Raw genomic sequence first — 22,904 nt, 5'->3', positions numbered from 1 at the left:
CTGTCTTCTCGGCGGGTCGGGCCGACCCCGCCGCCCCTCAACACCTCGAAAATACGCGCGATGTAAGGGTCCCGCCAGCAAGGCAGGCCGTACTTACTAAGGCTCACCTCAGTGTTCTCCGAACGGACTTCGGCGTCGGGACGGGGACATGACGCAGCCCGCCCGGGTCTGCCGCGGGTGTTCACCGGTGGTGTCAGGCGGGTGACAGAGACGTTTCGCCGTCTCCTCCCGCCCCGTACGTGGCACAGATTCAGGAACCGTGAAAGGGGAGTGGGATGGTGAGCGAGACGACGGCGCAGGCCGCGACAGCGGGGTGCGACGCGCGCGAGCGGGCCCGGGGCGCGCTGCTCGGCCTCGCGGTCGGCGACGCGCTCGGCGCGCCCGCCGAGAACATGCGCCCCTCGGAGATCCGCAGCCGCTGGGGCCGGATCGAGGGCTTCGTGACGGACCGTCCGGCCGGCACGGACGACACGGAGTACGCCATCTTCTCCGGTCTGCTGCTCGCCCGGCACGGCTCGGCCCTGACGGTCCGGCAGGCGGAGCACGCCTGGCACCAGTGGATCGCCGACCAGGACGAGGGGCCCTTCCGCGGCGCCGGCTTCAGCGAACGCGGCACGCTGGAGAACCTCCGGCGCGGGCTGGCCGCTCCGATCTCCGCACAGCACCGGCACGCCTGGTCGGACGGTCTGGCCATGCGCGCCGCCCCGTTCGGCGTCTTCGCGGCGGGCCGCCCGGCGGAGGCCGCCCGGCTCGTCGCCGTCGACGGCAGCGTCAGTCACGACGGCGAGGGCATCTACGGCGGCCAGGCCGTCGCGGCGGGCGTGGCGGCGGCGATGGGGGGCGCCTCGGTGACCTCGGTGATCGCGGCGGCGCTCTCGGTCGTCCCGATGGACTCCTGGACGGCCCGGTCGCTGCGCCGCGCGGTGGTGGCGGCGCAGCGCGTCCAGCCCGACGCGCTGACCCGGGAGCGCACGGTCCGCTCGGCGGTCGTGATCGGCGGCTACCCGTGGACCGACCTGGCGCCGGAGGCGGTGGGGCTGGCGTTCGGCGCGTTCGCCGCGGCCCGCGGCGACTTCCGCACCTCCGTCCTGACCGCGGTCAACATGGGCCGCGACGCGGACACCACGGCGGCCGTCGCCGGCGCCCTCGCCGGGGCCTCGGCGGGCGTGTCGGCGATCCCGGAGGAATGGGCGACGGCGATCGGCCCGGTGACGGGCAGCTGCCTGCCCTCGATGCGGGGCTACCACGTCCTCGACATCGCGGACCTGCTGACGACGGACGAGGAGGTCGCTCCGTGACCACTGTGGACAACCGCCCCGACCCGGCCGGCACCGCGGGACCGGGGGACCTTCCCGTCCTCGGCTCCGAGGCGATCGGCCTGCTCACCGCCGAGCCGGGCACCCCGGACCCCGGCGGCACCCACCTCGCGCACGGCCTCCACCCCGCGCCCGAGGCTCCGGCGGCCCCCGCCGCGCCGTGCACCCCGGTGCCCCGGCACCGCATCGAGGGACTGCTCCTCGGCCTCGCCGCCGGCGACGCGGCGGGCTGGCCCGCGGCCCGCCATCGCGCCGCCCGCATGCCCGAGTGGACCCGCCGCCTCACCCGCGAGCTCGACACCTTCGCGGAGCAGAACGCCACCACCACGCTCCCCGTGCCCATCGCCCTGAACCAGCCCCCCGAGCCCCTGCGCCTCGGCCCCTCCGACGACGCCGAGTGGGCCGTCTTCACCGCCGAGGCCCTCCTCGCCTCCGCGGGTCCGCTCTTCGCCTCGCTCCCGCCCGAGCGGCGGATCCGCGCCGCCGTCGACCTCGCCTGGAACGCGCTGGCCTGCCAGATCGCCGCGGCGGCCGACCGCGCCCCCGAGGTCGAGTCCGCCGTGCTCCCGCTGCGCGCCCGGATCTCCGTACGCGCCGGACTCGGCAACCTCGCCACCGGACTGCGCCCGCCCGCCACCGGGCACGACAATCCGCACTACTTCGACGACGCCGCCTGCGTGCGCGCCACCGTGCTCGCCCTGGTCCACCCCGGCGACCCGGCGGCCGCCGCCGAACTGGCCGAGTTCGACGCCCGCTACACCCAGGACGGCGACGGGGTGCACGGCGCCCGCGCGATGGCCGCGGCCGTCTCCGTCGCCCTCGCCGGGGCGCCGGTCGGCGACGCCGTGGCCGCGGCGCTCGACCAGCTGCCCCCGGCCACCGAGATCGGCCGCAACGCCCGGCAGGCCGTGGCGATGGCCGAGGAGGCGACCAGCGCCTTCGCGCTCGTGCCGCTCCTGGAGCACCAGATCGTCGACCACGTCTACAGCTACGGCATCGCCGCCGCCGAGACCGTCCCCGTCGCCCTGGCCCTGGCCGCCGCCGCGCGCGGCGAAGCGGCCTCCGCCGTGCCGGCGGCGGCCTGCCTCTCCCGGGTCGCCGACTCCGCCCCCGCCCTGGCGGGCGCGCTCACGGGCGCGCTCGGCGGCGGCGACTCGCTCCCCGCCAGCTGGCGCGACGCCTGCCGCACCCTGGCCGGCTGCGCGCTCCCCCGGCTCGCGGGCACCGACCTCGTCGAACTCGCCGGGTCGCTCGGAGACACGGAACTGGCCACCCCGGGTGGACAATTCCGACATGACACCCACACTGGATGACCGGATCACCGGCAGTCTCCTCGGTGCGGCCGTCGGCGACGCGCTCGGCGGCCCGGTCGAGGGCTACACCCCCGAACAGATCCTGGAGCGTCACGGCGGCCGGGTCACCGGCATCGTCGGCCCCTGGAACGGCGACGCCTGGCGCACGGCGCGGCCCATCGCCCCGTACCACAAGGGCGACGGGCACGTCACCGACGACACCCTGATGACGCACGCGCTGATCCGGGTGTACGAGAAGGTCCGCGACCACCTCGACGCGTACGCGGTCGCCGACCACCTGGTCCCGGACCTCGTCGGCACCCCCGTCTGGATCCCGGAGCTGGAGGCCGAGGCCCTCCCGCTGCAGCGGATCTTCCTCGCCGAGAAGTGGATCGTGGCCCGCATCCACTACGGCCACGTGGACCCGCGCGAGGCGGGCAGCGGCAACATCGTCAACTGCGGTGCGGCGATGTACATGGCGCCGGTCGGCCTGGTCAACGCGGCACATCCGGCGCGGGCGTACGCGGAGGCGCTCGACATCGCCGGCGCCCACCAGTCCTCGTACGGCAGGGAGGCGGCCGGGGTGTTCGCGGCGGCGGTGGCCGCCGCGTGCGCGCCGGGCGCCACACCGGAGTCGGTGGTCGACACCGCGCTCGCCCTGGCCAAGGACGGCACCCGGGCGGCGATCGAGGCCGTGTGCGAGGTCGCGGCCCGCCACGACGACGTCGAGTCCGCGCTGATCCCGTTGCGCGAGGCGGTGGCCCCCTTCGACACGGTGGGCCCGGACTACCGCGCCCCCTCGCTGGGCGCGCGCCGGCCGTCCCGGCTCCACGCGATCGAGGAACTCCCGGTCGCGCTCGGGATGCTGCTGGCCGGCGCGGGCGACTACCGCCGCACGGTGCTCGGCGCGGTCAACTACGGCCGTGACTGCGACTCGATCGCCACGATGGCCGGCGCGATCGTCGGCGCGCTCCGCGGCGAGCCGGCCGTGCCCTCCGACTGGGTGAAGCAGGTGGCGGAGGCGAGCCGGCTGGACCTGCACGCCCCGGCCACCGCGCTGGCGGCGGTCGCCCACGAGGTCTTCGCCCGCGACACGGCCCGGCGGCGCGAGCACGAGGCGGCGTACACGGCGCTGACGAGCGCGGCCCGATGAACCTGCGCGTCACCTGGGTCCAGCCGGAGGACCTGGTCGGCCACGAGCTCCGCCAGGCCGCGGAGGACGGTCGCGACGCCATCGCGATCGCCGCCCGCTGGGCCGCCGCGGGCGGCAGCCCCGCGCCGACGGCGGCCGGCGCCTCCCCCGGGCCCCGTCCGGATCTGCGTCCCCTGGCGGAGCACCTCCTCGACGAGCTGGCCGCCCTGCCCTCCCCGCTGTCGCCGGCGGAGCCCACCTCCCTCGCCGCCATCCGGGACCTGGCGCCCCGCTCCCCCGCCGTCCCCCGCCCCGGGGCGGGCCCGCCCGACCGGCTGCGCGACGCCCTGCACGCCGCCTGGCTGGGCCGCGCCGCCGGATGCCTGCTCGGCAAGCCCGTCGAGAAGCTGCCGCTGGCCGCGATCCGCGCGCTTGCCCGGGCCACGGGCAACTGGCCCCTCTCCTCCTGGTTCACCGCCCGGGGCGTCCCGCCCGCGCTGCTGGCCGCCCACCCCTGGAACCGTCGCTCCGCGGCCACCTCCCTCGCCGAGAACATCGACGGGATGCCGGAGGACGACGACCTCAACTACCCCCTGCTGAACCTGCTCCTCCTCCAGCGGTACGGGCGCGACTTCACCACCGCCGACGTCGCCCGCCTCTGGCTCGACGAACTCCCCGCCGGCCGCACCTTCACCGCCGAGCGCGTCGCCTACCGCAACCTCCTCGACGGCGTCGAGCCGCCGCTGACCGCCGCCTACCGCAACCCCTTCCGCGAGTGGATCGGCGCCCAGATCCGGGCCGACGTGCACGGCTGGACCCACCCGGGCGACCCGGCCGCCGCCGCGGCCCAGGCGTACCGGGACGCGGCCCTCACCCACACCGGCAACGGGATCTACGGCGCCATGTTCGTCGCCGCCACCCTGGCCGCCGCCGCGACGGGCACCGCCGACGTCCACCGGTCCCTGGCCTGCGGGCTCGGCGTGATCCCGCCGCGCTCCCGGCTGGCCGCCGCCGTCCGCCTCGGCATCGAGAGCGCCCGTGCCACCCCCGACTTCGACGTGGTCGTGGACCGGCTCCACGCCGCTCTCGGCGGGTACCACTGGGTCCATGCCGTGCCCAACGCCGCCGTGCTCGCCGCCGCGCTCACCCACGCCGACGGGGACTTCTCCCGCTCCGTCTGCGCGGCGGTCTCCGGCGGCTGGGACACCGACTCCAACGGCGCCACCGCCGGTTCCGTGGCCGGCCTGCTGGCCGGTCACCCCGACCGGCTGCCCGAGCGCTGGACCGCCCCCCTCAAGAACCGGCTCTCGACGTCGGTCCCGTCCTTCGACGGCATCGGCTTCGACACCCTCGCCGCTATGACGCATCTGGAGGCAGTACGCCCATGACCAGCATCGTGGTGCTCGGCAGCACCAACATGGACCTCGTCGCCTTCGTCCCGCGGGCCCCCGCGCGCGGGGAGACCGTCATGGGGCGGGAGTTCCGGACGATCCCCGGGGGCAAAGGTGCCAACCAGGCCGTCGCGGCCGCCCGGGCCGGGGCCGAGACGGCGATGATCGGCGCGGTCGGAGCCGACGAGTTCGGCCTGCGGCTGCGGGCCGCGCTGGACGCCTCCTCGGTCGACACCGACCTGCTGCGCACCGTCGAGGGCCCCTCCGGCACCGCGCACATCGTGGTCGACGACGAAGGCGGCAACGCGATCGTCGTCGTCCCCGGCGCCAACGGCACCGTCGTCTCCCTCGACCACGGCGACGAGGCGCTCATCGCCACCGCCGACGCCCTCCTCCTCCAGCTCGAACTCCCCCTGTCCGCCGTGACCGAGGGCGCCGTGACCGCCCGCCGACTGGGTGTCCGCACGATCCTCACACCGGCCCCCGCCCAGCCGCTGCCGCCCGAACTCCTCGCCGCCACCGACCTCCTGGTCCCCAACGAGCACGAGGCCGCCGCGCTCACCGGCATCGCCGACCCGCACGGCGCCGCCGAGGCGCTGCTGCGGTCCGTGCCCGAGGTGGTCATCACCCTCGGCGCGGCCGGCTGCCTGCACGCGGCCCGGGGTTCCGAGCCCCTCACCGTCGCCGCCCCGCGGGTGAAGGCCGTGGACACCACCGCCGCCGGCGACACCTTCGTCGGCGCACTGGCCGTCGCCCTCGCCGAGGGCCGGCCCGTCCCCCGGGCGCTGGCCTGGGCGGCGACCGCAGCCGCGCTGTCGGTCCAGCGGGTGGGCGCCTCGTCCTCGATGCCGTACCGCGCCGAGATCGACGCGGCCCGCGACTCCCACGACGGCCTGGAGGTCGACGCCGTATGACCCGTACCGGAAGCGAGACCGCCCCTCCCCTCCAGGGCCTGCGCGTCCTCGATCTCGCCACGCTCTTCGCCGGGCCGCTGGCGGCCATGATGCTCGGCGACTTCGGAGCCGACGTGGTCAAGATCGAGCACCCCCGCAGACCCGACCCGTCCCGCGGCCACGGCCCCGCCAAGGACGGGGTCGGACTGTGGTGGAAGGTCCTGGGCCGGAACAAGCGGACGATCACCCTCGACCTCTCCACCCACGGCGGCCGTGACACCCTGCTGCGGCTGGCCGCGGAGGCGGACGTGATCGTCGAGAACTTCCGCCCCGGCACCCTGGAACGCTGGGGTCTGGGCTGGGAGGAGCTGTCCGCCGCCAACCCCGGCCTGGTGCTGGCCCGGGTCACCGGCTTCGGCCAGTTCGGCCCGTACTCCCACCGCCCCGGCTTCGGCACCCTCGCCGAGGCGATGAGCGGCTTCGCCGCGATCACCGGCGAGCCGGACGGCCCGCCGACGCTCCCCCCGTTCGGTCTGGCCGACTCGATCGCCGCCCTGGCCACGGCGTACGCGGTGATGACCGCGCTCACCGCCAGGACCGCCACCGGCCGCGGCCAGGTCGTCGACATGGCGATCATCGAGCCGATGCTCTCCGTCATCGGGCCGCACGCCACCTGGTACGACCAGCTCGGCTACGTCCAGCCCCGGACCGGCAACCGCTCCCGGAACAACGCCCCCCGCAACACCTACCGGACCGCCGACGACTCCTGGGTGGCCGTCTCCACCTCGGCGCAGTCCATCGCCGAGCGCGTGCTGCGCCTGGTCGGCCGGCCCGAGCTGATCGACGAGCCGTGGTTCGCCGACGGCGCGGGCCGGGCGGCGCACGCGGACGTCCTCGACGAGGCGGTCGGTTCCTGGATCGCCCGGCACACCCGGGACGAGGCGCTGGCGGCCTTCGACAAGGCCGAGGCGGCCATCGCCCCCGTCTACGACGTCCGTGACGTGCTGGACGATCCGCAGTACCAGGCCCTGGACACCATCACCGAGGTCGCGGACCCCGAGCTGGGCCCGCTGCGGATGCAGAACGTCCTCTTCCGGCTCTCCGAGACGCCCGGCGCGATCCGCTGGGCCGGCCGGCCGCACGGAGCCGACACCGCGGAGGTCCTCGCCGAGCTCGGACTCACCCCCGGCGAGATCACCGCGCTGCGCGGCGAAGGAGCCGTATGAGCTTCCCCCTGACCTGGCTGTACGCCCCCGGGGACCGGCCCACCGTCGTCCGGAAGGCCCTGGTCTCGGGCGCGGACGTGGTGATCGTCGACCTGGAGGACGCGGTGGCCCCGGACCGCAAGGCGTACGCCCTGGCCGCCACCGCGGACCTGCTCGCCGACCCGCACCCCGTCCCGGTCCACGTCCGCGTCCACGCGCCGCGCGACATCCCCCCGCTGGCCGCCCTGCCCGGCCTGCGGGGCTTCCGCCTGCCCAAGGTCACCCACGCCACCGACATCCAGCGGATCGCCGACGAGTTCCCCGGCATCCCGCTCTACCCGCTCCTGGAGAACGCCCTGGCGGTCGAGCACGCCTACGCGATCGCCTCCGCCCACCCGTCCGTGCACGGGGTCGGGCTCGGCGAGGCGGACCTCCGCGCGGATCTGGGGGTACGGGACGACCGCGGGCTGGACTGGGCCCGCGGGCGGATCGTGGTCGCCGCCCGGGCGGCGGCGCTGCCGCCCCCCGCCCAGTCGGTCCACCCCGACATCCGCGACCTGGACACGCTGGCGGCCAGCTGCGCCCGGGGCCGCCTGATGGGCTTCCTCGGCCGCGCCGCGATCCACCCGCGCCAGCTCCCGGTCATCGAGCAGGCGTACCTCCCCACTCCGGACGAGATCGCCGCCGCGGAGGAGGTCGTCAAGGCGGCTCAGACGGAGGAGGGTGCCCTGGCCCTCCCGGACGGCCGGTTCGTCGACGCGGCGGTGGTGGAGGGCGCCCGGCGGATCCTGACGCTCGCGGCCCGCGCCTGACCGGCCGCAGGGGTGCGCGGACATACGGCAGGGGCCGCCCTCCGGACCTCTCGGTCCCGGGGGCGGCCCCTGGTCGTACGGTGTCGTCGGTCAGCCCTTGCCGGCCGCACCCGCGCCGTTGCCCGCGCCGTTCCCGGCGGGCTCGTCGTCGGGCGTCGGCGGCACGTCCGCGGTCTCGGCGTCCGCGGTGCTCGCGGCATCCGTGTCCGTGGCCTCCGCGGCGTTCTCGTCCGGTCCGGACGCCTTGTCCGCGGCCGCGCCGGCACCGGGCTTCGCCGGCCTCTCCGGCTCCACGATCTCCTCGCGGCCGGGGCGGACCCGGGCCGAGATCACGATGTAGGTCACGGCCAGTACGAAGACGACGATCGCGGTCCAGACGTTCAGCCGCAGGCCGAGGACGTGGTGGGCCTCGTCGACGCGCATGTACTCGATCCACCCGCGGCCCGCGCAGTAGGCGGCGACGTAGAGCGCGAAGGCGCGTCCGTGCCCGAGCTTGAAGCGGCGGTCGGCCCAGATGACGAGCAGCGCGACGCCGATGCACCACAGCGACTCGTACAGGAAGGTCGGGTGGTAGATCCCCGCCTCGCGGTTCGTACCGGCGGTGATCTCCAGGCCCCACGGCAGGTCCGTCGGGCGGCCGTACAGCTCCTGGTTGAACCAGTTGCCCCAGCGGCCGATCGCCTGGGCGAGCGCGATGCCCGGCGCGATGGCGTCCGCGTAGGCCGGCAGCGGGATGCCGCGGCGGCGGCAGCCGATCCAGGCACCCACCGCGCCCAGCGCGATGGCGCCCCAGATGCCGAGGCCGCCCTCCCAGATCTTGAAGGCGTCGACCCAGTTCTCACCCTCGCTGAAGTACAGCTGGTAGTCGGTGATCACGTGGTAGAGCCGGCCGCCGACGAGGCCGAAGGGCACCGCCCAGACGGCGATGTCGGCCACGGTGCCGGCTTTGCCGCCCCGGGCGATCCAGCGCTTGTTGCCGAGCCAGACGGCGACGAAGACACCGATGATGATGCAGAAGGCATAGCCGCGCAGCGGAACCGGTCCGAGGTGGAGCACACCGGTCGACGGGCTGGGAATGTAGGCAAGGTCCATGGCAGGTCCGACGCTACCCTGCCGGGCGGGCAGGACGGCAGCCCACCCGGCAACGTCTGAGTAACTAAGAGGCCGCTCGGGCGCTCACGGGGCGGACGGGGAGGCCGTGCCGGGCTTCTTGCCCTTGTTCGCCTCGGCGACCCACTTCTTCAGGTTCGCCGGGGAGATCTGCTCGCTGCCCTTGGTCGGGAAGATCGATTCTCCGTTCAGCAGTACCGACGGCGTGCCGCTGAAGTTGCCGCTCTTGAAGGCCGCGTGCGACTCGCCGATCCAGCTGTCGTGGGTCCCGCCCTCGACGCAGCTGCGGAACGCCGGCGTGTCGAGCCCCGGCACCTTCGCCGCGAGCTCCAGCAGCTTGGCGTTGTCCGCGAAGGCGTCGTCCGTCTCCTCGGGCTGGTTGACGTAGAGCACGTCGTGGTACGGCGTGAACTTCCCGGCGTCCTGGGCGCACGCGGCCGCGTTCGCCGCCCGCAGGGAGCCGCTGCCGCCCATGTTGCCGTCGATGAGGGTGGCCAGGTGGTACTCGGTCTTGAGCGCGCCCGCCGCCTCCAGCTCGTGGATCGTGTCCCGGAACGCGTTCTCGAAGGACGCGCACGCCGGGCAGCGGAAGTCCTCCCAGACCGTGAGCGTGGAGGGCGCGTCCGCCTTGCCCGTCGGGATCGCCGGCTGGTCGCCGCCGGTGGCCCCGGTCGGGGCGACGACCGGACCCGCCTTGTCGGAGCCGCTGTCCTTGTCACCGCTGTTGGCCGCGATCACCCCGACGACCGCGGCCAGGCCGAGGACGCCGACGACCGCGGCCGACACGATCAGGACGCGTCGCTGCCTCTCCCGCGCCCGGTCTCGCTCGCGCTGCTGCTGGAGGCGCTCCCGGGCGCTCCGGTTCCCGTCACTGTTCTTCTCGCTCACGCTCCGGGCAACGAACCGGGGAGGCACTTCCGCGCCTCCCCGGTCCCAGATCCACCCATACGGGCTACGAAGCCCGGCGCACGCCCTCGGCGAGTTCGGCCGCCAGTTCCCTTACGGCCACGAGACCGGCCGCCTCGTCGTCGGCGTCGAGCATCCGCTTGACGAACGCCGAGCCGACGATGACGCCGTCGGCGAAGCCGGCGACCTCCTTCGCCTGCGCGGCGTTGGAGACGCCGAGGCCGACGCAGACCGGGAGCTCCCGGCCGTCCGTGGCGGCCCGGGTGCGGCCGACGAGGTCGGCCGCCTCCCGGCCGACGGACTCGCGGGTTCCGGTGACGCCCATCAGCGAGGCGGCGTACACGAAGCCCGAGCCGACGGCCGTGATGGTGGCCAGGCGCTCGTCCCGGCTGCTCGGGGCGACGACGAAGACGGTCGCGAGACCGTGCTTGTCGGCGTGCTCCCGCCAGGTCGCCGACTCCTGGACCGGCAGGTCGGGCAGGATGCAGCCGGCGCCGCCGGCCGCTGCCAGCTCCTCGGTGAAGCGCTCGATGCCGTAGCGGTCGATCGGGTTCCAGTAGGTCATGACCAGCACCGGCTTGCCGGTGGCGGCGTGCGCCTCGCGGACCGTCCGCATCACGTCCGTGATCCGGACGCCGCCGCGCAGGGCGATGTCGTCGGCCGTCTGGATGACGGGGCCGTCCAGGACCGGGTCGCTGTGCGGCAGACCGACCTCGACGATGTCGGCACCGCCGTCGAAGACCGCCTTGATGGCCTCGATGCCGCCGTCCACGGTCGGGAAGCCCGCCGGGAGGTAGGCGATGAGGGCGGCGCGGTTCTCCGCCTTCGCCTCGGCCAGGGTGTCGCTCAGCAGCTGGATGTTCCCGCTCACCGCGAGCCCTCCCCGTCGTAGAGCCCGAAGTAGCGGGCGGCGGTGTCCATGTCCTTGTCGCCGCGCCCGGAGAGGTTGACGACGAGCAGTCCGTCCTTGCCGAGCTCCTTGCCGACCTCCAGCGCGCCGGCCAGGGCGTGCGCCGACTCGATGGCCGGGATGATGCCCTCCGTGCGGGACAGCAGGCGCAGGGCCTGCATCGCCTCGTCGTCGGTGACGGCGCGGTACTCGCCGCGGCCGATGTCCTTGAGGTAGGAGTGCTCGGGGCCGATGCCGGGGTAGTCGAGGCCCGCCGAGATCGAGTAGGGCTCGGTGATCTGGCCCTCGTCGTCCTGCAGGACGTAGCTGCGCGAACCGTGCAGGATGCCGGGCTCGCCCGCCGTGAGGGTGGCCGCGTGCTCGCCGGTGGCCACGCCGTGGCCGGCCGGCTCGCAGCCGATCAGCCGGACGCCGGAGTCCGGGATGAAGGCGTGGAAGAGGCCGATCGCGTTGGATCCGCCGCCGACGCAGGCGACGGCCGCGTCGGGGAGGCGGCCGGCGCGCTCCAGGATCTGGCGCCGGGCCTCGACACCGATGACCCGGTGGAAGTCGCGGACCATGGCCGGGAAGGGGTGCGGTCCGGCGACGGTCCCGAAGAGGTAGTGCGTGCGGTCGACGTTGGCGACCCAGTCGCGGAACGCCTCGTTGATGGCGTCCTTGAGGGTGCGGCTGCCGGAGGTCACCGGGATGACCTCGGCACCGAGCATGCGCATCCGGGCGACGTTCAGCGCCTGGCGCTGGGTGTCGATCTCGCCCATGTAGATCGTGCACTCGAGGCCGAACAGGGCGCAGGCGGTCGCGGTGGCGACGCCGTGCTGGCCGGCGCCGGTCTCGGCGATCACCCGGGTCTTGCCCATGCGCCTGGTGAGCAGCGCCTGGCCGAGCACGTTGTTGATCTTGTGCGAGCCGGTGTGGTTGAGGTCCTCCCGCTTGAGGAAGACGCGCGCGCCGCCGGCGTGCTCGGCGAACCGCGGCACCTCGGTGAGGGCGCTGGGCCGGCCGGTGTAGTTGACCATCAGGTCGCCGAGCTCGCGGGCGAACTCGGGATCGGCCTTGGCCTTGTCGTACTCGACGGCGACCTCGTCCACGGCGGCCACCAGGGCCTCCGGGATGAACTTGCCGCCGTAGGGGCCGAAGTAGCCCTCGGCGGAGGGAACCTGTCCCTCGGGGTCGGGAATGAAGAACTCGCTGGACATGCGACTGCTCCTCGCGGGGCGAAGCGCCCCGGATGACGTGCTGACGATGGTCACGTTATGCGCGCGGGTCCGCGGTGCACCGCAACGGCGCCGGGTCCGCCGAGGGCGGTCCGGGCGGGCGGTCCGGCGGCCGTACGCGGGTACGGCGGCGTCGGGAGGGCCGGGTGGGTACGGCGGGTGGCCGTACGGAGCCGGCGGCGTCCGCTAGCGGTGGTGGGTGCGCGCGGGGCGCGGGCGCCATCGCATGCCGTTGACCTGGCCCGGCTCGTCGCCGATCACGTACCGCACACGGCGGCCGTGGACCCGGCGGGCGGGCGCCCGGCAGCCGCGCGGGCGGCAGCCCCGGGCCAGCGGGGCGTGGGCCGCCACGGGCGCGGCGGCGGTACGCAGCCGTCCGCTGCGGCCCGGTGCGGCGGGCGGGACCGCCGCGGCCGCGCGCACGCCGTGGGCGCCCCGGGCGGTGCCCGGGACGGTCGGCGTGGCGTGGCTCGCGGTCATGACGGGGTCAGCTCCGGCCGTGGCGGAGCGCCGGGTGGGCACCGGCGGCGACGAGGTCGGCGACGGCGGCCTTCGGGTCGCGGCCGGTCACGAGGGACTCGCCGACCAGGACCGCGTCGGCGCCGGCGTTGGCGTACGCGATGAGGTCGTGCGGCCCGCGGACACCGGACTCGGCGACCTTGACGATCCCCGCGGGGATCTCCGGGACGACCCGGTCGAAGGTGGAGCGGTCCACCTTGAGGGTCTTGAGGTTCCGCGCGTTCACGCCGATGACCCGGGCGCCGGCCTCGACCGCGCGCTCGGCCTCCTCCTCGTCGTGCACCTCGACCAGCGGCGTCAGGCCGATGGACTCGGCGCGCTCGATCAGGGAGACCAGGGCCTCCTGCTCCAGCGCGGCGACGATCAGCAGCGCGAGGTCGGCGCCGTAGGCACGGGCCTCCCACAGCTGGTAGGCGGTGACGATGAAGTCCTTGCGCAGGACGGGGATGTCGACCCGGGCGCGGACGGCCTCCAGGTCGGCGAGCGAACCGCCGAAGCGGCGCTCCTCGGTCAGCACGGAGATGACGGCGGCACCGCCGGCCTCGTAGTCGGCCGCCAGTCCGGCCGGGTCGGCGATCGCGGCGAGGGCGCCCTTGGACGGGCTGGAGCGCTTGACCTCGCAGATCACCTTGACGCCGTCCCCGCGCAGCGCGGCGACACCGTCCTTGGCCTGCGGCGCCTTGGCGGCGCGCTCCTTGAGCTCGTCGAGGGAGACCCGCGCCTGCCGCTCTGCGAGGTCGGCGCGCACGCCTTCGATGATCTCGTCGAGCACACTCACGCGAGAGGCCCCCTTCCGGGAGGGTGATGGTGGTGATGATCCAGGTTCAGCCATGTCGATGGTATCCGCAGGACGGGTCTGCACCCGCATCCGGGCGACGTGCGTCCCATCTGCTGGGACTTCAGGGCGCCAGCGCGGAGCCGAAGGGAAGGTTCCGCACAAGGGTGAAGAGGGCCAGGACGGCCCCCACGCCCCACCAGCCGAGCGGGGAGACCGCGAGCCGCGTCGGCGCGCCGCGGACGGTGCGAATCAGCCAGACGGCCATGAGGACGGCGAAGAGGCCGTAGCCGACGACGGCGAGGGCGTTGGCGCCCAGCGCGGCGCCGAGGTCCCCGTGGACGAAGGCGTGGGCGCTGCGGAGCCCGCCGCAGCCGGGGCAGAGGATCCCGGTGAAGCGCAGCAGCGGGCAGACCGGGTAGTGCCCGGGCTCGTTGGGGTCGACCGTCCCGACGTAGGCGAAGGCGGCGGCGACTCCGGCGAGCGTCCCGACGGGCGTGACCAGCCGGCGTACGAGGCCGCGGGGCGTGGGAGCACCCGGGAGGGGCGGCTGCGGGGCGGACACCGGGCCCGCGGGACCCCAGGAAGCGCCGGGCGGGCCGGAGGGGGCGTGGGGGCCGGCGGCGGGGTGGCCGGGGCCGGGCGGCCCCGCGGGAGCCGGGGCGTGGGACGCCGGCGACGTCGCCGTCCCGGGCGGGCCGGGGTGTCCGGCCGGCGCCGCGCGGTTCCCGCCGGGGCCCGGCGGGGCCGGGAGGTCCGTCGTGGCCCGGTGGTCGGGCGCGCCGCGGGGCGGGGAGGGGTCCTCGGTCACGGCGGGGGTCGTCGGCTTCGCGTCCACGCGGTGATTGTCGCCCCTCACGCGTGAAGGCGCAGCCCGGCCCTGCCGGACTGCGCCTTCGCGTCGGTCGTGCGTCAGGAGCGCGCCGCGACGGTCGCGGCGGCACGCGCGGCGACGACCTCGTCGGATTCCTTGGGCATGCCGAGGCCGGCCATCTTCATCGCGAGGCCCACGGCACCGCCGACGAAGATCACCGCGATTCCGGCCCAGAAGCCGGCGACGTTGGCGGCCACCATGAAGACTCCGGCGATGCAGAAGCCGATGAAGGAGATGATGACACCGGTCCAGGCGGCCGGGGTGTGTCCGTGGGCGCTGCCCGCCATGAGTTGCTCCTCGTTGCAGTTGCTCGGTGGTGGCTCGGGGTGAGGTTCGCGCGCGTGCGCGGGACGCTCGGTCTCATTGTCCCGCACGCGGGGCCGCGGAGGTGAATCGGGGGGTGGCCCGGCGATCACGCGTCGCGGTCAGTCCTCGTGCGTCGGGTCCTCACCGCGGTCCAGGGCCTTCCAGAGGTCCTCGGGCCGGTCCGCGTCCGTGCCGGTGCGGGCCGTCCTGCGCGCCGCGCGGGGGCTGCCCTCCCGCTCGTAACGGCCGCCCATCGCGGGCCAGTTCCGGCCGAACCGCAGGGCGAGCAGGCCCGCGACCAGGATCAGCAGCGCGCCGGCGGCGGCCACGTACGGCCAGGCGGTGTGGGCCAGGCCGGCCACGGAGGCGGCGCTGTCGCCGGTGATGCGGGCGGCCTCCGCGTCCAGCGCGGAGCTGTCGGAGGCACCGAGCACCGCGCTCAGCGCCGCGCCGGCGCCGCTGAGCGCGAGGAGGCCGGAGACGAGGAGGCGTCCGGCGCGCCGCACGGCGAAGACGGCGACCAGCGCGGCGAGACCGACGATGGCGAGCGCCGTCGGGACACCAGTGACGGTGCCGCCGTCGGCCTCGACGGGCAGCGTGCCGCCGCCGACGGCCGCGGTGCCCTCGGCCCAGATCTGGCCCGCGGACAGCAGCACGACGGTGGCGCCGAGGGCGCCGAGCAGAAGGGCCGCGGCCAGGCTGCGACGGCCGCCGGGCGCGGCGGCCGCGCCGTTCGGGCGTGCGGCTCGGGGCTGGGGTACGGGAACAGCACTCACGTACCCCACTATCCCTTACGTTGTCACGCGCCGTTCATCCGGTTGGCGGTGTGCACGGCGCGGAGCACGGCCGCCGCCTTGTTGCGGCACTCGTTGTCCTCGCCGACGGGGTCGGAGTCGGCGACGACACCCGCCCCGGCCTGCACGTATGCGGTGCCGTCGCGGAGCAGCGCGGTGCGGATGGCGATCGCGGTGTCGGAGTCGCCGGCGAAATCGAGATAACCGACACATCCGCCGTACAGGCCGCGCCGGGAGGGCTCCAGCTCCTCGATGATCTGCATCGCCCGCGGCTTCGGGGCGCCGGAGAGCGTGCCGGCGGGGAAGCAGGCGGTGAGGACGTCGAAGGCCGTCCTGCCCTCGGCGACCCGTCCGGTGACCGTGGACACGATGTGCATGACGTGGGAGTACCGCTCGATCGACATGAAGTCGACGACCTCGACGGAGCCGGGCTCGCAGACCCGGCCCAGGTCGTTGCGTCCGAGGTCGACGAGCATCAGGTGCTCGGCCCGCTCCTTGGGGTCGGCGAGCAGCTCCTCGGCGAGGTCGTGGTCCTCCTGCGGGGTGGCGCCGCGGTGCCGGGTTCCGGCGATGGGGTGGACCATCGCCTGCCCGTCCTCGACCTTCACCAGCGCCTCGGGCGAGGAGCCGACGACGTCGAAGCCGTTCTCGAAGCGGAGGAGGTACATGTACGGGGACGGGTTGGTGGCGCGGAGCACCCGGTAGACGTCGAGTGCGGAGGCCGTGCACGGGGTCTCGAAGCGCTGCGAGGGGACCACCTGGAAGGCCTCGCCGGCCCGGATGCGCTCCTTGATGTCCTCGACGGCGTCCTGGTAGGCCGTGCCGCCCCACAGCGCGGAGTACTCCGGCAGCTCGGAGTCGGGCAGGGCGGCGGGGACGCCGGCGACCGGGCGGGCCAGGTCCGCCTGCATGGCGTCGAGCCGGGCGACGGCGTCCGCGTAGGCCTCGTCGACGCCGGTGTCGAGGTCGTTGTGGTTGATCGCGTTGGCGATCAGCAGGACCGATCCGTCCCAGTGGTCGAGGACGGCGAGGTCGCTGGTGAGCAGCATCGTCAGCTCGGGGAGTTCGAGGTCGTCGGCGGTGTGATCGCCGATCCTCTCCAGCCGGCGGACGATGTCGTAGCCGAGGTAGCCGACCATGCCGCCGGTGAACGGGGGCAGGCCGCCGCCGAGCACGCCGACGAGGTCCCGGGGGGTGTGCAGGGCCTCGACGGTCGCGCGCAGGGCCTGCAGGGGGTCGCCGTCCGTGGGGACCCCGACGGGCGGCGTGCCGAGCCAGTGGGCCTGTCCGTCCCGGACGGTGAGGGTGGCGTCGCTGCGGACGCCGATGAAGGAGTAGCGGGACCAGCTGCGGCCGTTCTCCGCGGATTCGAGGAGGAAGGTGCCGGCGCGTTCGGCCGCGAGCTTGCGGTAGAGCCCGACCGGGGTGTCGCCGTCCGCGAGCAGGCGGCGGCTGACGGGGATGACGCGGCGGTCGGCCGCCAGCTTGCGGAAGGTCTCGAGATCCATGGCGGCTGACCTTACTGGGAGAGCGGGAGCACGTCGGCGTCGAAGCAGGTGCGGGCCCCGGTGTGGCAGGCGGCCCCGACCTGGTCGACCTTCACCAGCACCGTGTCGGCGTCGCAGTCGAGGGCGACGGACTTGACGTGCTGGACGTGACCGGAGGTGTCACCCTTGACCCAGTACTCCCGGCGGCTGCGGGACCAGTAGGTGCAGCGGCCGGTGGTGAGGGTCCGGTGCAGGGCCTCGTCGTCCATCCAGCCGAGCATCAGCACCTCGCCGGTGTCGTACTGCTGGGCGATGGCCGGCACGAGTCCGTCCGGGCTGCGCTTGAGGCGGGCGGCGATGGCCGGGTCGAGATTGCTGCTCATGCGGCCATTGTGCCGTGAGGGTGCGGTGTTCCCGGCAGGGCGTCCACTGGGCGGACCGGGCCGTACCGCCGTACGCTGGCGTGCATGTCGACCCATGCCAAGCGTGAACGACTTCTGCTCGCCGACCTGTTGGAGGCGGCCGGGCCCGACGCACCGACGCTCTGCGAGGGCTGGCTGACCCGGGACCTCGCCGCCCACGTGGTGGTGCGCGAGCGTCGTCCGGACGCGGCGGCGGGCTCGGTCGTGCCGCCGCTGAAGGCGCGCCTCGACCGGGTGCAGGCCGAGTTCGCCGGCAAGCCGTACGAGGAGCTGATCAGGCTCATCCGAACGGGTCCGCCGCGGATGTCCCCGTTCACCATCAAGCAGGTGGACGAGGGCGCGAACACGGTGGAGTTCTACGTGCACGCCGAGGACGTCCGCCGGGCCCAGCCCGACTGGTCGCCGCGCGAGCTCGACCCGGTCTTCTCGGACGCGCTGTGGTCCCGCCTGGAGAAGAGCGCCCGGCTGCTGGGCCGCAAGGCGCCGGTGGGGCTGGTGCTGCGCCGTCCGAACGGCCAGACGGCGGTGGCGCACCGCGGCACCCCGGTGGTGACGGTCTCCGGGGAGCCCGGCGAGCTGACGATGTTCCTCTTCGGACGGCAGGACACGGCGAAGGTGGACCTGGAGGGCGAGCCGGACGCGATCGAGCGGCTCCACCAGGCGAAGCAGCTGGGCATCTAGGTCCTGTCCTGGCGATCTTCGAGGATCGGCCCGCGGCGTCGGATGTGGTGTATCGCAAGGCGGAGGATCGCCCTCGTACTGGGCGCACTCGGGCGACTCCGACAACGCCGCGAGACGCCGCAGCCGTCGTCGCGGGCCCGAGAAGATCGCCCGGACAGGACCTAGGGGGCGTGTCGCCCGCGCCCCGCACGGCTCAGGCCGCCGCGCGGGGCAGTTCCGCGCGGCGCAGGGCCGGGACGAGCAGCCCGAACACCCCGCCCAGCGCGCAGAACGCGGCGCTGACGGTGAAGACCGGCCCGAGTCCCCACAGGCTCACCGCCGCGCCGGTGAGCGGGAAGCTCAGCGGGGCGAGTCCGAGGCTGAAGAAGCTGGAGACCGCGGTCACCCGTCCGAGGTAGGCGGGGTCGCACTCGGTCTGGATGAGGGCTCCGCACAGGGCGCCGGAGAGGCCGGCGAGCAGGCCGATCGAGAGCGCCACGGCGACGGCCACCGGGAGCCGGGGCACCTGGGCGAGCGCGGCGATGGACCCGGCGCCCAGGGCGATGGTCAAGCCGAGGACGGCGCCGGCGCGGGGCACGCGGCCCCTGACGGCCAGCAGCAGGGAGGCGGCGCTCGCGCCGGTACCGAAGCCGGCCAGGATCCAGCCGATGCCGGCGGCGCCCCAGCCCCGTGCCTCGGAGAGCAGGGCGAGCCCGAGGTTGAGCGGGCCGACGAAGCCCAGGTCGCTGAGGGCGACGACGATCATCAGCGGGCCGAGGACGGCGTGGCCCCGCAGATAGCGCAGGCCGTCGGAGAGGTCGCGCAGGGCGGTGCCCGACCGGGTGGCGGGCTCCTCGGGGAGCGGGCGCAGCTTCAGGCCGAGCAGCAGCGGCAGGGAGGCGGCGAAGAGCAGCCCCGCCACACCGAAGGCGGCCGCCGTTCCGCCGAGGGCGACGGCGAGGCCGCCGAGCGGGCCGCCGAGGACCGCGCCGACGCGGTAGGCGAGGCCGCGCATGCCCTGGACGCGGGCGAGCTGGTCGCGGGCGGCGATCCGGGGCGGCAGCGCCCCGACGGCCGGCAGGAAGACGGCGTCGACGGTGCCGAAGACGAGGGCGACGGCGGCGAGCACCCAGAGGGCGGGCGAGGCGACGAGCAGGGAGGCGGCGACGCCGAGGACGACGAGGCAGCGGACGGTGTCGGAGGCGATGACGACCCGGCGCGGGCCGAAGCGGTCGGCGATCACTCCCCCGCCGAGCATGAGGACGGCGCGGGGGACGGCGGCGACGGCCATGACGAGACCGGCCTCACCCGGGCTGCCGCCTCGGACGGCGGCCCAGGACAGGGCGAGGTGGTAGACGCTGTCGCCGAGGGTGGAGGCGGTGTAGGCCCCGACCCATCGCAGGACGCCGCGATCGCGGTGGGCCGGCGGGGCGGCGGGGACGGCAGCCGTGGTCGTGGTCAACGGGTCATCCTCGGTAGGGGAAGCCGTGGAGGTGGACGGCGACGTTCTCGCGCCCCTCGGTGTCGCCGGCGGCCTCTGCGTCGCGGGCCCGCTGGTCGTACTTCTTCACGACCGCGTCCAGCTCCGCGCCGAGTGCGGCGAGTTCGGCGGCGGTGAGGCGGGGCAGCCACTCCGAGCTGACGGAGGCGGAGCGCCACTCGCCGGGCCAGGTGTGCCGCTCATCGAGGAAGCGGTGGTATATCCGGGCCCGCTGCTCGTGCACGGTGCGGCCGAAGGCGGCGCTCGCGGCGGCGAGTTCGGGGGCGTCGCGGACGTCCTCGTCGTGGATGCTGAAGCCGTACGAGCTGGGCTGCCACCACCGCTCCCGGCCGTCCGCGGACTGGGTCTCGGCCTCCTCGATGAGGCCGTGGTCGGCCAGCTTGCGCAGGTGGTAGCTGACGAGGGAGACCGCCTCGTCGACCTGGTCGGCGAGCTGCGAGGCGGTGGCGGTGCGGGCGACGAACAGCGCCCGGTAGAGGCGCATGCGCAGGGGGTGGGCGATGGCCTTGAGGGTGCCGAGGTCGCTGATCCGGCGGTTGTCGGAAGTGGGCATGTCCCTGACCGTAGATGCGAAAGAAATATTGCGCAACAGATATTGCGCAAATTACCCTGCGCTTCTGGCCAAGAAGAAGGGCCCCCGGAGGGGCCCTTCCTGACGACGGCTCAGAGCAGGCGGCTCAGCGGACCGGGTGGCCCGCCTCCCGCAGCGCGTCCTTGACCTGCGCGATCCGCAGATCGCCGAAGTGGAACACCGACGCGGCCAGGACCGCGTCCGCGCCCGCCTCGATGGCCGGCGGGAAGTCGGCGAGCCGGCCGGCGCCGCCGCTCGCGATCACCGGCACGGTCACGTGCGTGCGCACGGCCGCGATCATCTCGGTGTCGTACCCGTCCTTGGTGCCGTCCGCGTCCATCGAGTTGAGCAGGATCTCGCCCGCGCCCAGCTCGGCGGCGCGGTGCGCCCACTCGACGGCGTCGATGCCGGTGCCGCGCCGGCCGCCGTGCGTGGTCACCTCGAAGGTGCCCGCCGGGGTGCGCCGGGCGTCGACGGAGAGCACCAGGACCTGACGGCCGAAACGCTCCGCGATCTCCCGGATCAGCTCCGGCCGGGCGATGGCCGCGGTGTTCACCCCGACCTTGTCCGCGCCGGCGCGCAGCAGCTTGTCGACGTCCTCGGCGGTGCGCACGCCGCCGCCCACGGTGAGCGGGATGAAGACCTGCTCGGCGGTGCGGCGCACCACGTCGTAGGTCGTCTCCCGGTTGCCCGAGGAGGCCGTGATGTCCAGGAAGGTCAGCTCGTCGGCGCCCTCGGCGTCGTACAGCTTCGCCATCTCGACGGGGTCTCCGGCGTCGCGCAGGTTCTGGAAGTTGACCCCCTTGACCACCCGGCCGTTGTCCACGTCCAGGCAGGGGATCACCCGTACCGCGAGGGTCATGCGCCCTCCCCCTCGGGCCGGTACGCCTCCACCTCGACCTCGACGACCAGCCGCGGGTCCACGAAGCCCGAGACGATGATCATCGACGCGGCCGGGCGGACGGCGTCGAACAGCTCCTTGTGGGCGCGGCCGACCTCCTCCACGTCCCGGGCGTGCGTGATGTACATCCGGGTCCGCACGACGTGCTCCGCGCCCAGGCCGAGCTTCCCCAGGGCCGCGAAGGCCACGTTGAAGGAGTTGACCGCCTGGTCGTACGGGCCGCCGTCGGCGATCTGGCCGTCGACCACCGAGGTGCAGCCGGCGACCAGCACCAGGCCACCGGGCAGCTCCACCGCGCGGGAGTAGCCGAACTGCTCCTCCCAGGGGGCGCCGGTGCTCACCCTGCGGACCTCGGAGGTCACGAGGCCACCGCCGCGACGGCCGCGAGGGCCTCCTCAAGGGTGAAGGCCTTGGCGTAGAGCGCCTTGCCGACGATGGCACCCTCGACGCCCTCCGGGACCAGCCCGGAGATGGCCCGCAGGTCGTCCAGGGAGGACACGCCGCCGGAGGCGACGACGGGCTTGTCGGTGGCGGCGCAGACGTTGCGCAGCAGTTCCAGGTTGGGGCCCTGGAGGGTGCCGTCCTTGGCGATGTCGGTGACGACGTACCGCGCGCAGCCCTCGGAGTCGAGGCGGGCCAGCGTCTCGTAGAGGTCGCCGCCGTCACGGGTCCAGCCCCGGCCGCGCAGTGTGGTGCCGCGGACGTCGAGGCCGACCGCGATCTTGTCGCCGTGCTCGGCGATGACCTTGGCGACCCACTCGGGGGCCTCCAGGGCCGCGGTGCCCAGGTTGACGCGGGTGCAGCCGGTGGCGAGGGCGGCGGCGAGCGAGGCGTCGTCGCGGATGCCGCCGGACAGCTCGACCTTGATGTCCATGGCCCCGGCGACCTCGGCGATCAGCGCCCGGTTGTCGCCGGTGCCGAAGGCGGCGTCGAGGTCGACCAGGTGCAGCCACTCGGCGCCGGAGTTCTGCCACGCGAGGGCGGCCTCCAGCGGGGAACCGTAGGAGGTCTCCGTGCCGGACTCGCCGTGCACCAGGCGGACGGCCTGGCCGTCGCGGACGTCGACGGCGGGGAGGAGTTCAAGCTTCTGAGCCATGATCAGAGGGTCTCGATCCAGTTGGTGAGGAGCTGGGCTCCGGCGTCGCCGGACTTCTCGGGGTGGAACTGGGTGGCCCACAGGGCGCCGTTCTCGACGGCGGCGACGAAGGGTTCGCCGTGGGTGGCCCAGGTGACCTTGGGGGCACGGATGTTGGCGTTGCCGACCTCCAGGGTCCACTCGCGCACCGCGTAGGAGTGCACGAAGTAGAACCGGGCGTCGGCGCCGAGGCCCGCGAACAGCTCGCTGCCCTCGGGCGCGTCGACCGTGTTCCAGCCCATGTGGGGCACGATCGGCGCCTTCAGCGGCTCGACGGTGCCGGGCCACTCGTCGAGGCCCTCGGTCTCCACGCCGTGCTCGATGCCGTTGGCGAAGAGGATCTGCATGCCGACGCAGATGCCCATGACGGGGCGCCCGCCGGAGAGCCGGCGGCCGATGATCCAGTCGCCACGCGCCTCCTTCAGACCCTGCATGCAGGCGGAGAAGGCGCCGACACCGGGGACGAGCAGCCCGTCGGCGTTAATGGCACGGTCGTAGTCGCGGGTGATCTCCACGTCGGCGCCGACGTGGGCGAGGGCGCGTTCGGCGGACCGGACGTTGCCGAAGCCGTAGTCGAAGACCACGACCTTCTTCGAAGTGCTCATTCCGCTCATTCCCAGATTCCCTGGATCCGCAGGACGCCCGCGGCCAGGCACATCACGGAGGCGATGGCGAGGACGGCGATCACGCCCTTGGGCAGTCCCTGCTTGGAGAAGGAGTACACACCGCCGGCGAGGAAGAGACCGACGACGATGAGGATGGTGGAGAGGCCGGTCAT

Annotated in this window: 26 protein-coding genes; 8 read left to right on the top strand and 18 right to left on the bottom strand. The window is 74.4% G+C overall.

Annotated features, from left to right (window positions below; translation table 11 throughout):
* Nucleotides 1-278 precede the first annotated feature (278 nt).
* The 7 genes from ACE1OA_RS25895 to ACE1OA_RS25865 are packed head-to-tail and all read left to right on the top strand — an operon-like array spanning nucleotide 279 to nucleotide 8,041.
* Nucleotides 279-1,298, top strand: coding sequence for an ADP-ribosylglycohydrolase family protein (locus ACE1OA_RS25895; protein ID WP_432753459.1), 1,020 nt, complete (start codon nucleotides 279-281; stop codon nucleotides 1,296-1,298).
* On the top strand, nucleotides 1,295-2,629 hold the full coding sequence (locus tag ACE1OA_RS25890) for an ADP-ribosylglycohydrolase family protein (protein WP_384870498.1): 1,335 nt from the start codon (nucleotides 1,295-1,297) through the stop codon (nucleotides 2,627-2,629). The genes ACE1OA_RS25895 and ACE1OA_RS25890 overlap by 4 nt, the downstream gene beginning before the upstream one ends.
* The gene (locus ACE1OA_RS25885) at nucleotides 2,610-3,761 is read left to right on the top strand and encodes an ADP-ribosylglycohydrolase family protein (RefSeq protein WP_384870496.1); all 1,152 of its coding nucleotides are present in this window, start codon (nucleotides 2,610-2,612) and stop codon (nucleotides 3,759-3,761) included. The genes ACE1OA_RS25890 and ACE1OA_RS25885 overlap by 20 nt, the downstream gene beginning before the upstream one ends.
* The gene (locus ACE1OA_RS25880; RefSeq protein WP_384870494.1) at nucleotides 3,758-5,128 is read left to right on the top strand and encodes an ADP-ribosylglycohydrolase family protein; all 1,371 of its coding nucleotides are present in this window, start codon (nucleotides 3,758-3,760) and stop codon (nucleotides 5,126-5,128) included. Before ACE1OA_RS25885 ends, ACE1OA_RS25880 begins: the two co-directional genes overlap by 4 nt.
* Nucleotides 5,125-6,045, top strand: coding sequence for a ribokinase (gene rbsK, locus ACE1OA_RS25875; RefSeq protein WP_432753458.1), 921 nt, complete (start codon nucleotides 5,125-5,127; stop codon nucleotides 6,043-6,045). Before ACE1OA_RS25880 ends, rbsK begins: the two co-directional genes overlap by 4 nt.
* Nucleotides 6,042-7,250: a CaiB/BaiF CoA transferase family protein gene (locus tag ACE1OA_RS25870; protein WP_384870492.1), complete on the top strand. Its 1,209-nt coding sequence runs from the start codon at nucleotides 6,042-6,044 to the stop codon at nucleotides 7,248-7,250. Before rbsK ends, ACE1OA_RS25870 begins: the two co-directional genes overlap by 4 nt.
* Nucleotides 7,247-8,041, top strand: coding sequence for an HpcH/HpaI aldolase/citrate lyase family protein (locus tag ACE1OA_RS25865; RefSeq protein ID WP_356780566.1), 795 nt, complete (start codon nucleotides 7,247-7,249; stop codon nucleotides 8,039-8,041). The genes ACE1OA_RS25870 and ACE1OA_RS25865 overlap by 4 nt, the downstream gene beginning before the upstream one ends.
* Before the next feature lie 90 nt (nucleotides 8,042-8,131).
* Here ACE1OA_RS25865 and lgt read toward each other — a convergent pair whose 3' ends face one another.
* The 11 genes from lgt to hisI form a co-directional block, all read right to left on the bottom strand.
* Nucleotides 8,132-9,133, bottom strand: coding sequence for a prolipoprotein diacylglyceryl transferase (gene lgt / locus ACE1OA_RS25860; protein WP_356609711.1), 1,002 nt, complete (start codon nucleotides 9,131-9,133; stop codon nucleotides 8,132-8,134).
* Between the two features lie 84 nt (nucleotides 9,134-9,217).
* A complete protein-coding gene (locus tag ACE1OA_RS25855; protein WP_356609709.1) occupies nucleotides 9,218-10,039 on the bottom strand; it encodes a DsbA family protein in 822 nt (273 codons plus the stop codon).
* Nucleotides 10,040-10,103: 64 nt separating this feature from the next.
* A complete protein-coding gene (trpA, locus tag ACE1OA_RS25850) occupies nucleotides 10,104-10,928 on the bottom strand; it encodes a tryptophan synthase subunit alpha (RefSeq protein WP_356609707.1) in 825 nt (274 codons plus the stop codon).
* A complete protein-coding gene (gene trpB, locus ACE1OA_RS25845; protein ID WP_356609705.1) occupies nucleotides 10,925-12,163 on the bottom strand; it encodes a tryptophan synthase subunit beta in 1,239 nt (412 codons plus the stop codon). The genes trpA and trpB overlap by 4 nt, the downstream gene beginning before the upstream one ends.
* 204 nt (nucleotides 12,164-12,367) lie before the next feature.
* Nucleotides 12,368-12,553 (bottom strand): tryptophan biosynthesis modulator TrpM, encoded by a 186-nt coding sequence (gene trpM / locus ACE1OA_RS25840; RefSeq protein ID WP_356609747.1) that lies wholly within the window; start codon nucleotides 12,551-12,553, stop codon nucleotides 12,368-12,370.
* 115 nt (nucleotides 12,554-12,668) lie between these two features.
* Nucleotides 12,669-13,478: an indole-3-glycerol phosphate synthase TrpC gene (gene trpC / locus ACE1OA_RS25835; protein WP_147977562.1), complete on the bottom strand. Its 810-nt coding sequence runs from the start codon at nucleotides 13,476-13,478 to the stop codon at nucleotides 12,669-12,671.
* Nucleotides 13,479-13,599: 121 nt separating this feature from the next.
* Nucleotides 13,600-14,040 (bottom strand): DUF2752 domain-containing protein, encoded by a 441-nt coding sequence (locus tag ACE1OA_RS25830; protein ID WP_356609745.1) that lies wholly within the window; start codon nucleotides 14,038-14,040, stop codon nucleotides 13,600-13,602.
* A 347-nt stretch (nucleotides 14,041-14,387) separates the two neighbouring features.
* Nucleotides 14,388-14,636, bottom strand: coding sequence for an HGxxPAAW family protein (locus tag ACE1OA_RS25825; RefSeq protein WP_384870486.1), 249 nt, complete (start codon nucleotides 14,634-14,636; stop codon nucleotides 14,388-14,390).
* Between the two features lie 138 nt (nucleotides 14,637-14,774).
* Nucleotides 14,775-15,440 (bottom strand): TIGR02234 family membrane protein, encoded by a 666-nt coding sequence (locus tag ACE1OA_RS25820; RefSeq protein ID WP_356609701.1) that lies wholly within the window; start codon nucleotides 15,438-15,440, stop codon nucleotides 14,775-14,777.
* 14 nt (nucleotides 15,441-15,454) lie between these two features.
* The gene (locus tag ACE1OA_RS25815) at nucleotides 15,455-16,957 is read right to left on the bottom strand and encodes an anthranilate synthase component I (RefSeq protein ID WP_356609699.1); all 1,503 of its coding nucleotides are present in this window, start codon (nucleotides 16,955-16,957) and stop codon (nucleotides 15,455-15,457) included.
* An 11-nt stretch (nucleotides 16,958-16,968) separates the two neighbouring features.
* The gene (hisI, locus tag ACE1OA_RS25810) at nucleotides 16,969-17,319 is read right to left on the bottom strand and encodes a phosphoribosyl-AMP cyclohydrolase (RefSeq protein ID WP_147977566.1); all 351 of its coding nucleotides are present in this window, start codon (nucleotides 17,317-17,319) and stop codon (nucleotides 16,969-16,971) included.
* 84 nt (nucleotides 17,320-17,403) lie between these two features.
* Here hisI and ACE1OA_RS25805 point away from each other — a divergent pair, with 84 nt between their 5' ends.
* Nucleotides 17,404-18,039: a TIGR03085 family metal-binding protein gene (locus tag ACE1OA_RS25805; protein ID WP_432753457.1), complete on the top strand. Its 636-nt coding sequence runs from the start codon at nucleotides 17,404-17,406 to the stop codon at nucleotides 18,037-18,039.
* A 193-nt stretch (nucleotides 18,040-18,232) separates the two neighbouring features.
* On the opposite strand, the gene ACE1OA_RS25800 is transcribed toward ACE1OA_RS25805, so the two are convergent.
* The 7 genes from ACE1OA_RS25800 to ACE1OA_RS25770 all read right to left on the bottom strand — a co-directional run bounded on the left by ACE1OA_RS25800 (nucleotide 18,233) and on the right by ACE1OA_RS25770 (nucleotide 22,904).
* On the bottom strand, nucleotides 18,233-19,480 hold the full coding sequence (locus tag ACE1OA_RS25800) for an MFS transporter (protein WP_384870483.1): 1,248 nt from the start codon (nucleotides 19,478-19,480) through the stop codon (nucleotides 18,233-18,235).
* Nucleotides 19,481-19,484: 4 nt separating this feature from the next.
* Nucleotides 19,485-20,072, bottom strand: a complete 588-nt coding sequence (locus ACE1OA_RS25795) for an ArsR/SmtB family transcription factor (RefSeq protein WP_432753456.1) — start codon at nucleotides 20,070-20,072, stop codon at nucleotides 19,485-19,487.
* 124 nt (nucleotides 20,073-20,196) lie between these two features.
* Complete coding sequence (hisF, locus tag ACE1OA_RS25790) at nucleotides 20,197-20,952, bottom strand: imidazole glycerol phosphate synthase subunit HisF (protein ID WP_147977570.1); 756 nt, start codon at nucleotides 20,950-20,952, stop codon at nucleotides 20,197-20,199.
* Nucleotides 20,949-21,353, bottom strand: a complete 405-nt coding sequence (locus tag ACE1OA_RS25785) for a RidA family protein (protein WP_356603355.1) — start codon at nucleotides 21,351-21,353, stop codon at nucleotides 20,949-20,951. The genes hisF and ACE1OA_RS25785 overlap by 4 nt, the downstream gene beginning before the upstream one ends.
* On the bottom strand, nucleotides 21,350-22,087 hold the full coding sequence (priA, locus tag ACE1OA_RS25780; RefSeq protein WP_432753455.1) for a bifunctional 1-(5-phosphoribosyl)-5-((5-phosphoribosylamino)methylideneamino)imidazole-4-carboxamide isomerase/phosphoribosylanthranilate isomerase PriA: 738 nt from the start codon (nucleotides 22,085-22,087) through the stop codon (nucleotides 21,350-21,352). Before priA ends, ACE1OA_RS25785 begins: the two co-directional genes overlap by 4 nt.
* Nucleotides 22,088-22,089: 2 nt before the next feature.
* Nucleotides 22,090-22,731: an imidazole glycerol phosphate synthase subunit HisH gene (gene hisH / locus ACE1OA_RS25775; protein WP_432753454.1), complete on the bottom strand. Its 642-nt coding sequence runs from the start codon at nucleotides 22,729-22,731 to the stop codon at nucleotides 22,090-22,092.
* A gap of 5 nt (nucleotides 22,732-22,736) precedes the next feature.
* On the bottom strand, nucleotides 22,737-22,904 hold the full coding sequence (locus ACE1OA_RS25770) for a hypothetical protein (protein ID WP_356603349.1): 168 nt from the start codon (nucleotides 22,902-22,904) through the stop codon (nucleotides 22,737-22,739).

Origin of the sequence: Streptomyces sp. JL2001 (assembly GCF_050917515.1) — a bacterium.
GTDB lineage: Bacteria > Actinomycetota > Actinomycetes > Streptomycetales > Streptomycetaceae > Streptomyces.
Note: the sequence above shows the minus strand (reverse complement) of the source record. Positions and strands in the feature narration are given on the sequence as shown.

Bases quoted from the DNA above. Each gene is read 5' to 3' on its own strand.
- ACE1OA_RS25885 (WP_384870496.1), top strand. From the start codon at position 2,610: ATGACACCCACACTGGATGACCGGATCACCGGCAGTCTCCTCGGTGCG.
- ACE1OA_RS25880 (WP_384870494.1), top strand. From the start codon at position 3,758: ATGAACCTGCGCGTCACCTGGGTCCAGCCGGAGGACCTGGTCGGCCAC.
- rbsK (WP_432753458.1), top strand. From the start codon at position 5,125: ATGACCAGCATCGTGGTGCTCGGCAGCACCAACATGGACCTCGTCGCC.
- ACE1OA_RS25870 (WP_384870492.1), top strand. From the start codon at position 6,042: ATGACCCGTACCGGAAGCGAGACCGCCCCTCCCCTCCAGGGCCTGCGC.
- ACE1OA_RS25865 (WP_356780566.1), top strand. From the start codon at position 7,247: ATGAGCTTCCCCCTGACCTGGCTGTACGCCCCCGGGGACCGGCCCACC.
- lgt (WP_356609711.1), bottom strand. From the start codon at position 9,133: ATGGACCTTGCCTACATTCCCAGCCCGTCGACCGGTGTGCTCCACCTC.
- trpB (WP_356609705.1), bottom strand. From the start codon at position 12,163: ATGTCCAGCGAGTTCTTCATTCCCGACCCCGAGGGACAGGTTCCCTCC.
- ACE1OA_RS25825 (WP_384870486.1), bottom strand. From the start codon at position 14,636: ATGGCGGGCAGCGCCCACGGACACACCCCGGCCGCCTGGACCGGTGTC.
- ACE1OA_RS25815 (WP_356609699.1), bottom strand. From the start codon at position 16,957: ATGGATCTCGAGACCTTCCGCAAGCTGGCGGCCGACCGCCGCGTCATC.
- hisI (WP_147977566.1), bottom strand. From the start codon at position 17,319: ATGAGCAGCAATCTCGACCCGGCCATCGCCGCCCGCCTCAAGCGCAGC.
- ACE1OA_RS25805 (WP_432753457.1), top strand. From the start codon at position 17,404: ATGTCGACCCATGCCAAGCGTGAACGACTTCTGCTCGCCGACCTGTTG.
- ACE1OA_RS25795 (WP_432753456.1), bottom strand. From the start codon at position 20,072: ATGCCCACTTCCGACAACCGCCGGATCAGCGACCTCGGCACCCTCAAG.
- hisF (WP_147977570.1), bottom strand. From the start codon at position 20,952: ATGACCCTCGCGGTACGGGTGATCCCCTGCCTGGACGTGGACAACGGC.
- priA (WP_432753455.1), bottom strand. From the start codon at position 22,087: ATGGCTCAGAAGCTTGAACTCCTCCCCGCCGTCGACGTCCGCGACGGC.
- hisH (WP_432753454.1), bottom strand. From the start codon at position 22,731: ATGAGCACTTCGAAGAAGGTCGTGGTCTTCGACTACGGCTTCGGCAAC.
- ACE1OA_RS25770 (WP_356603349.1), bottom strand. From the start codon at position 22,904: ATGACCGGCCTCTCCACCATCCTCATCGTCGTCGGTCTCTTCCTCGCC.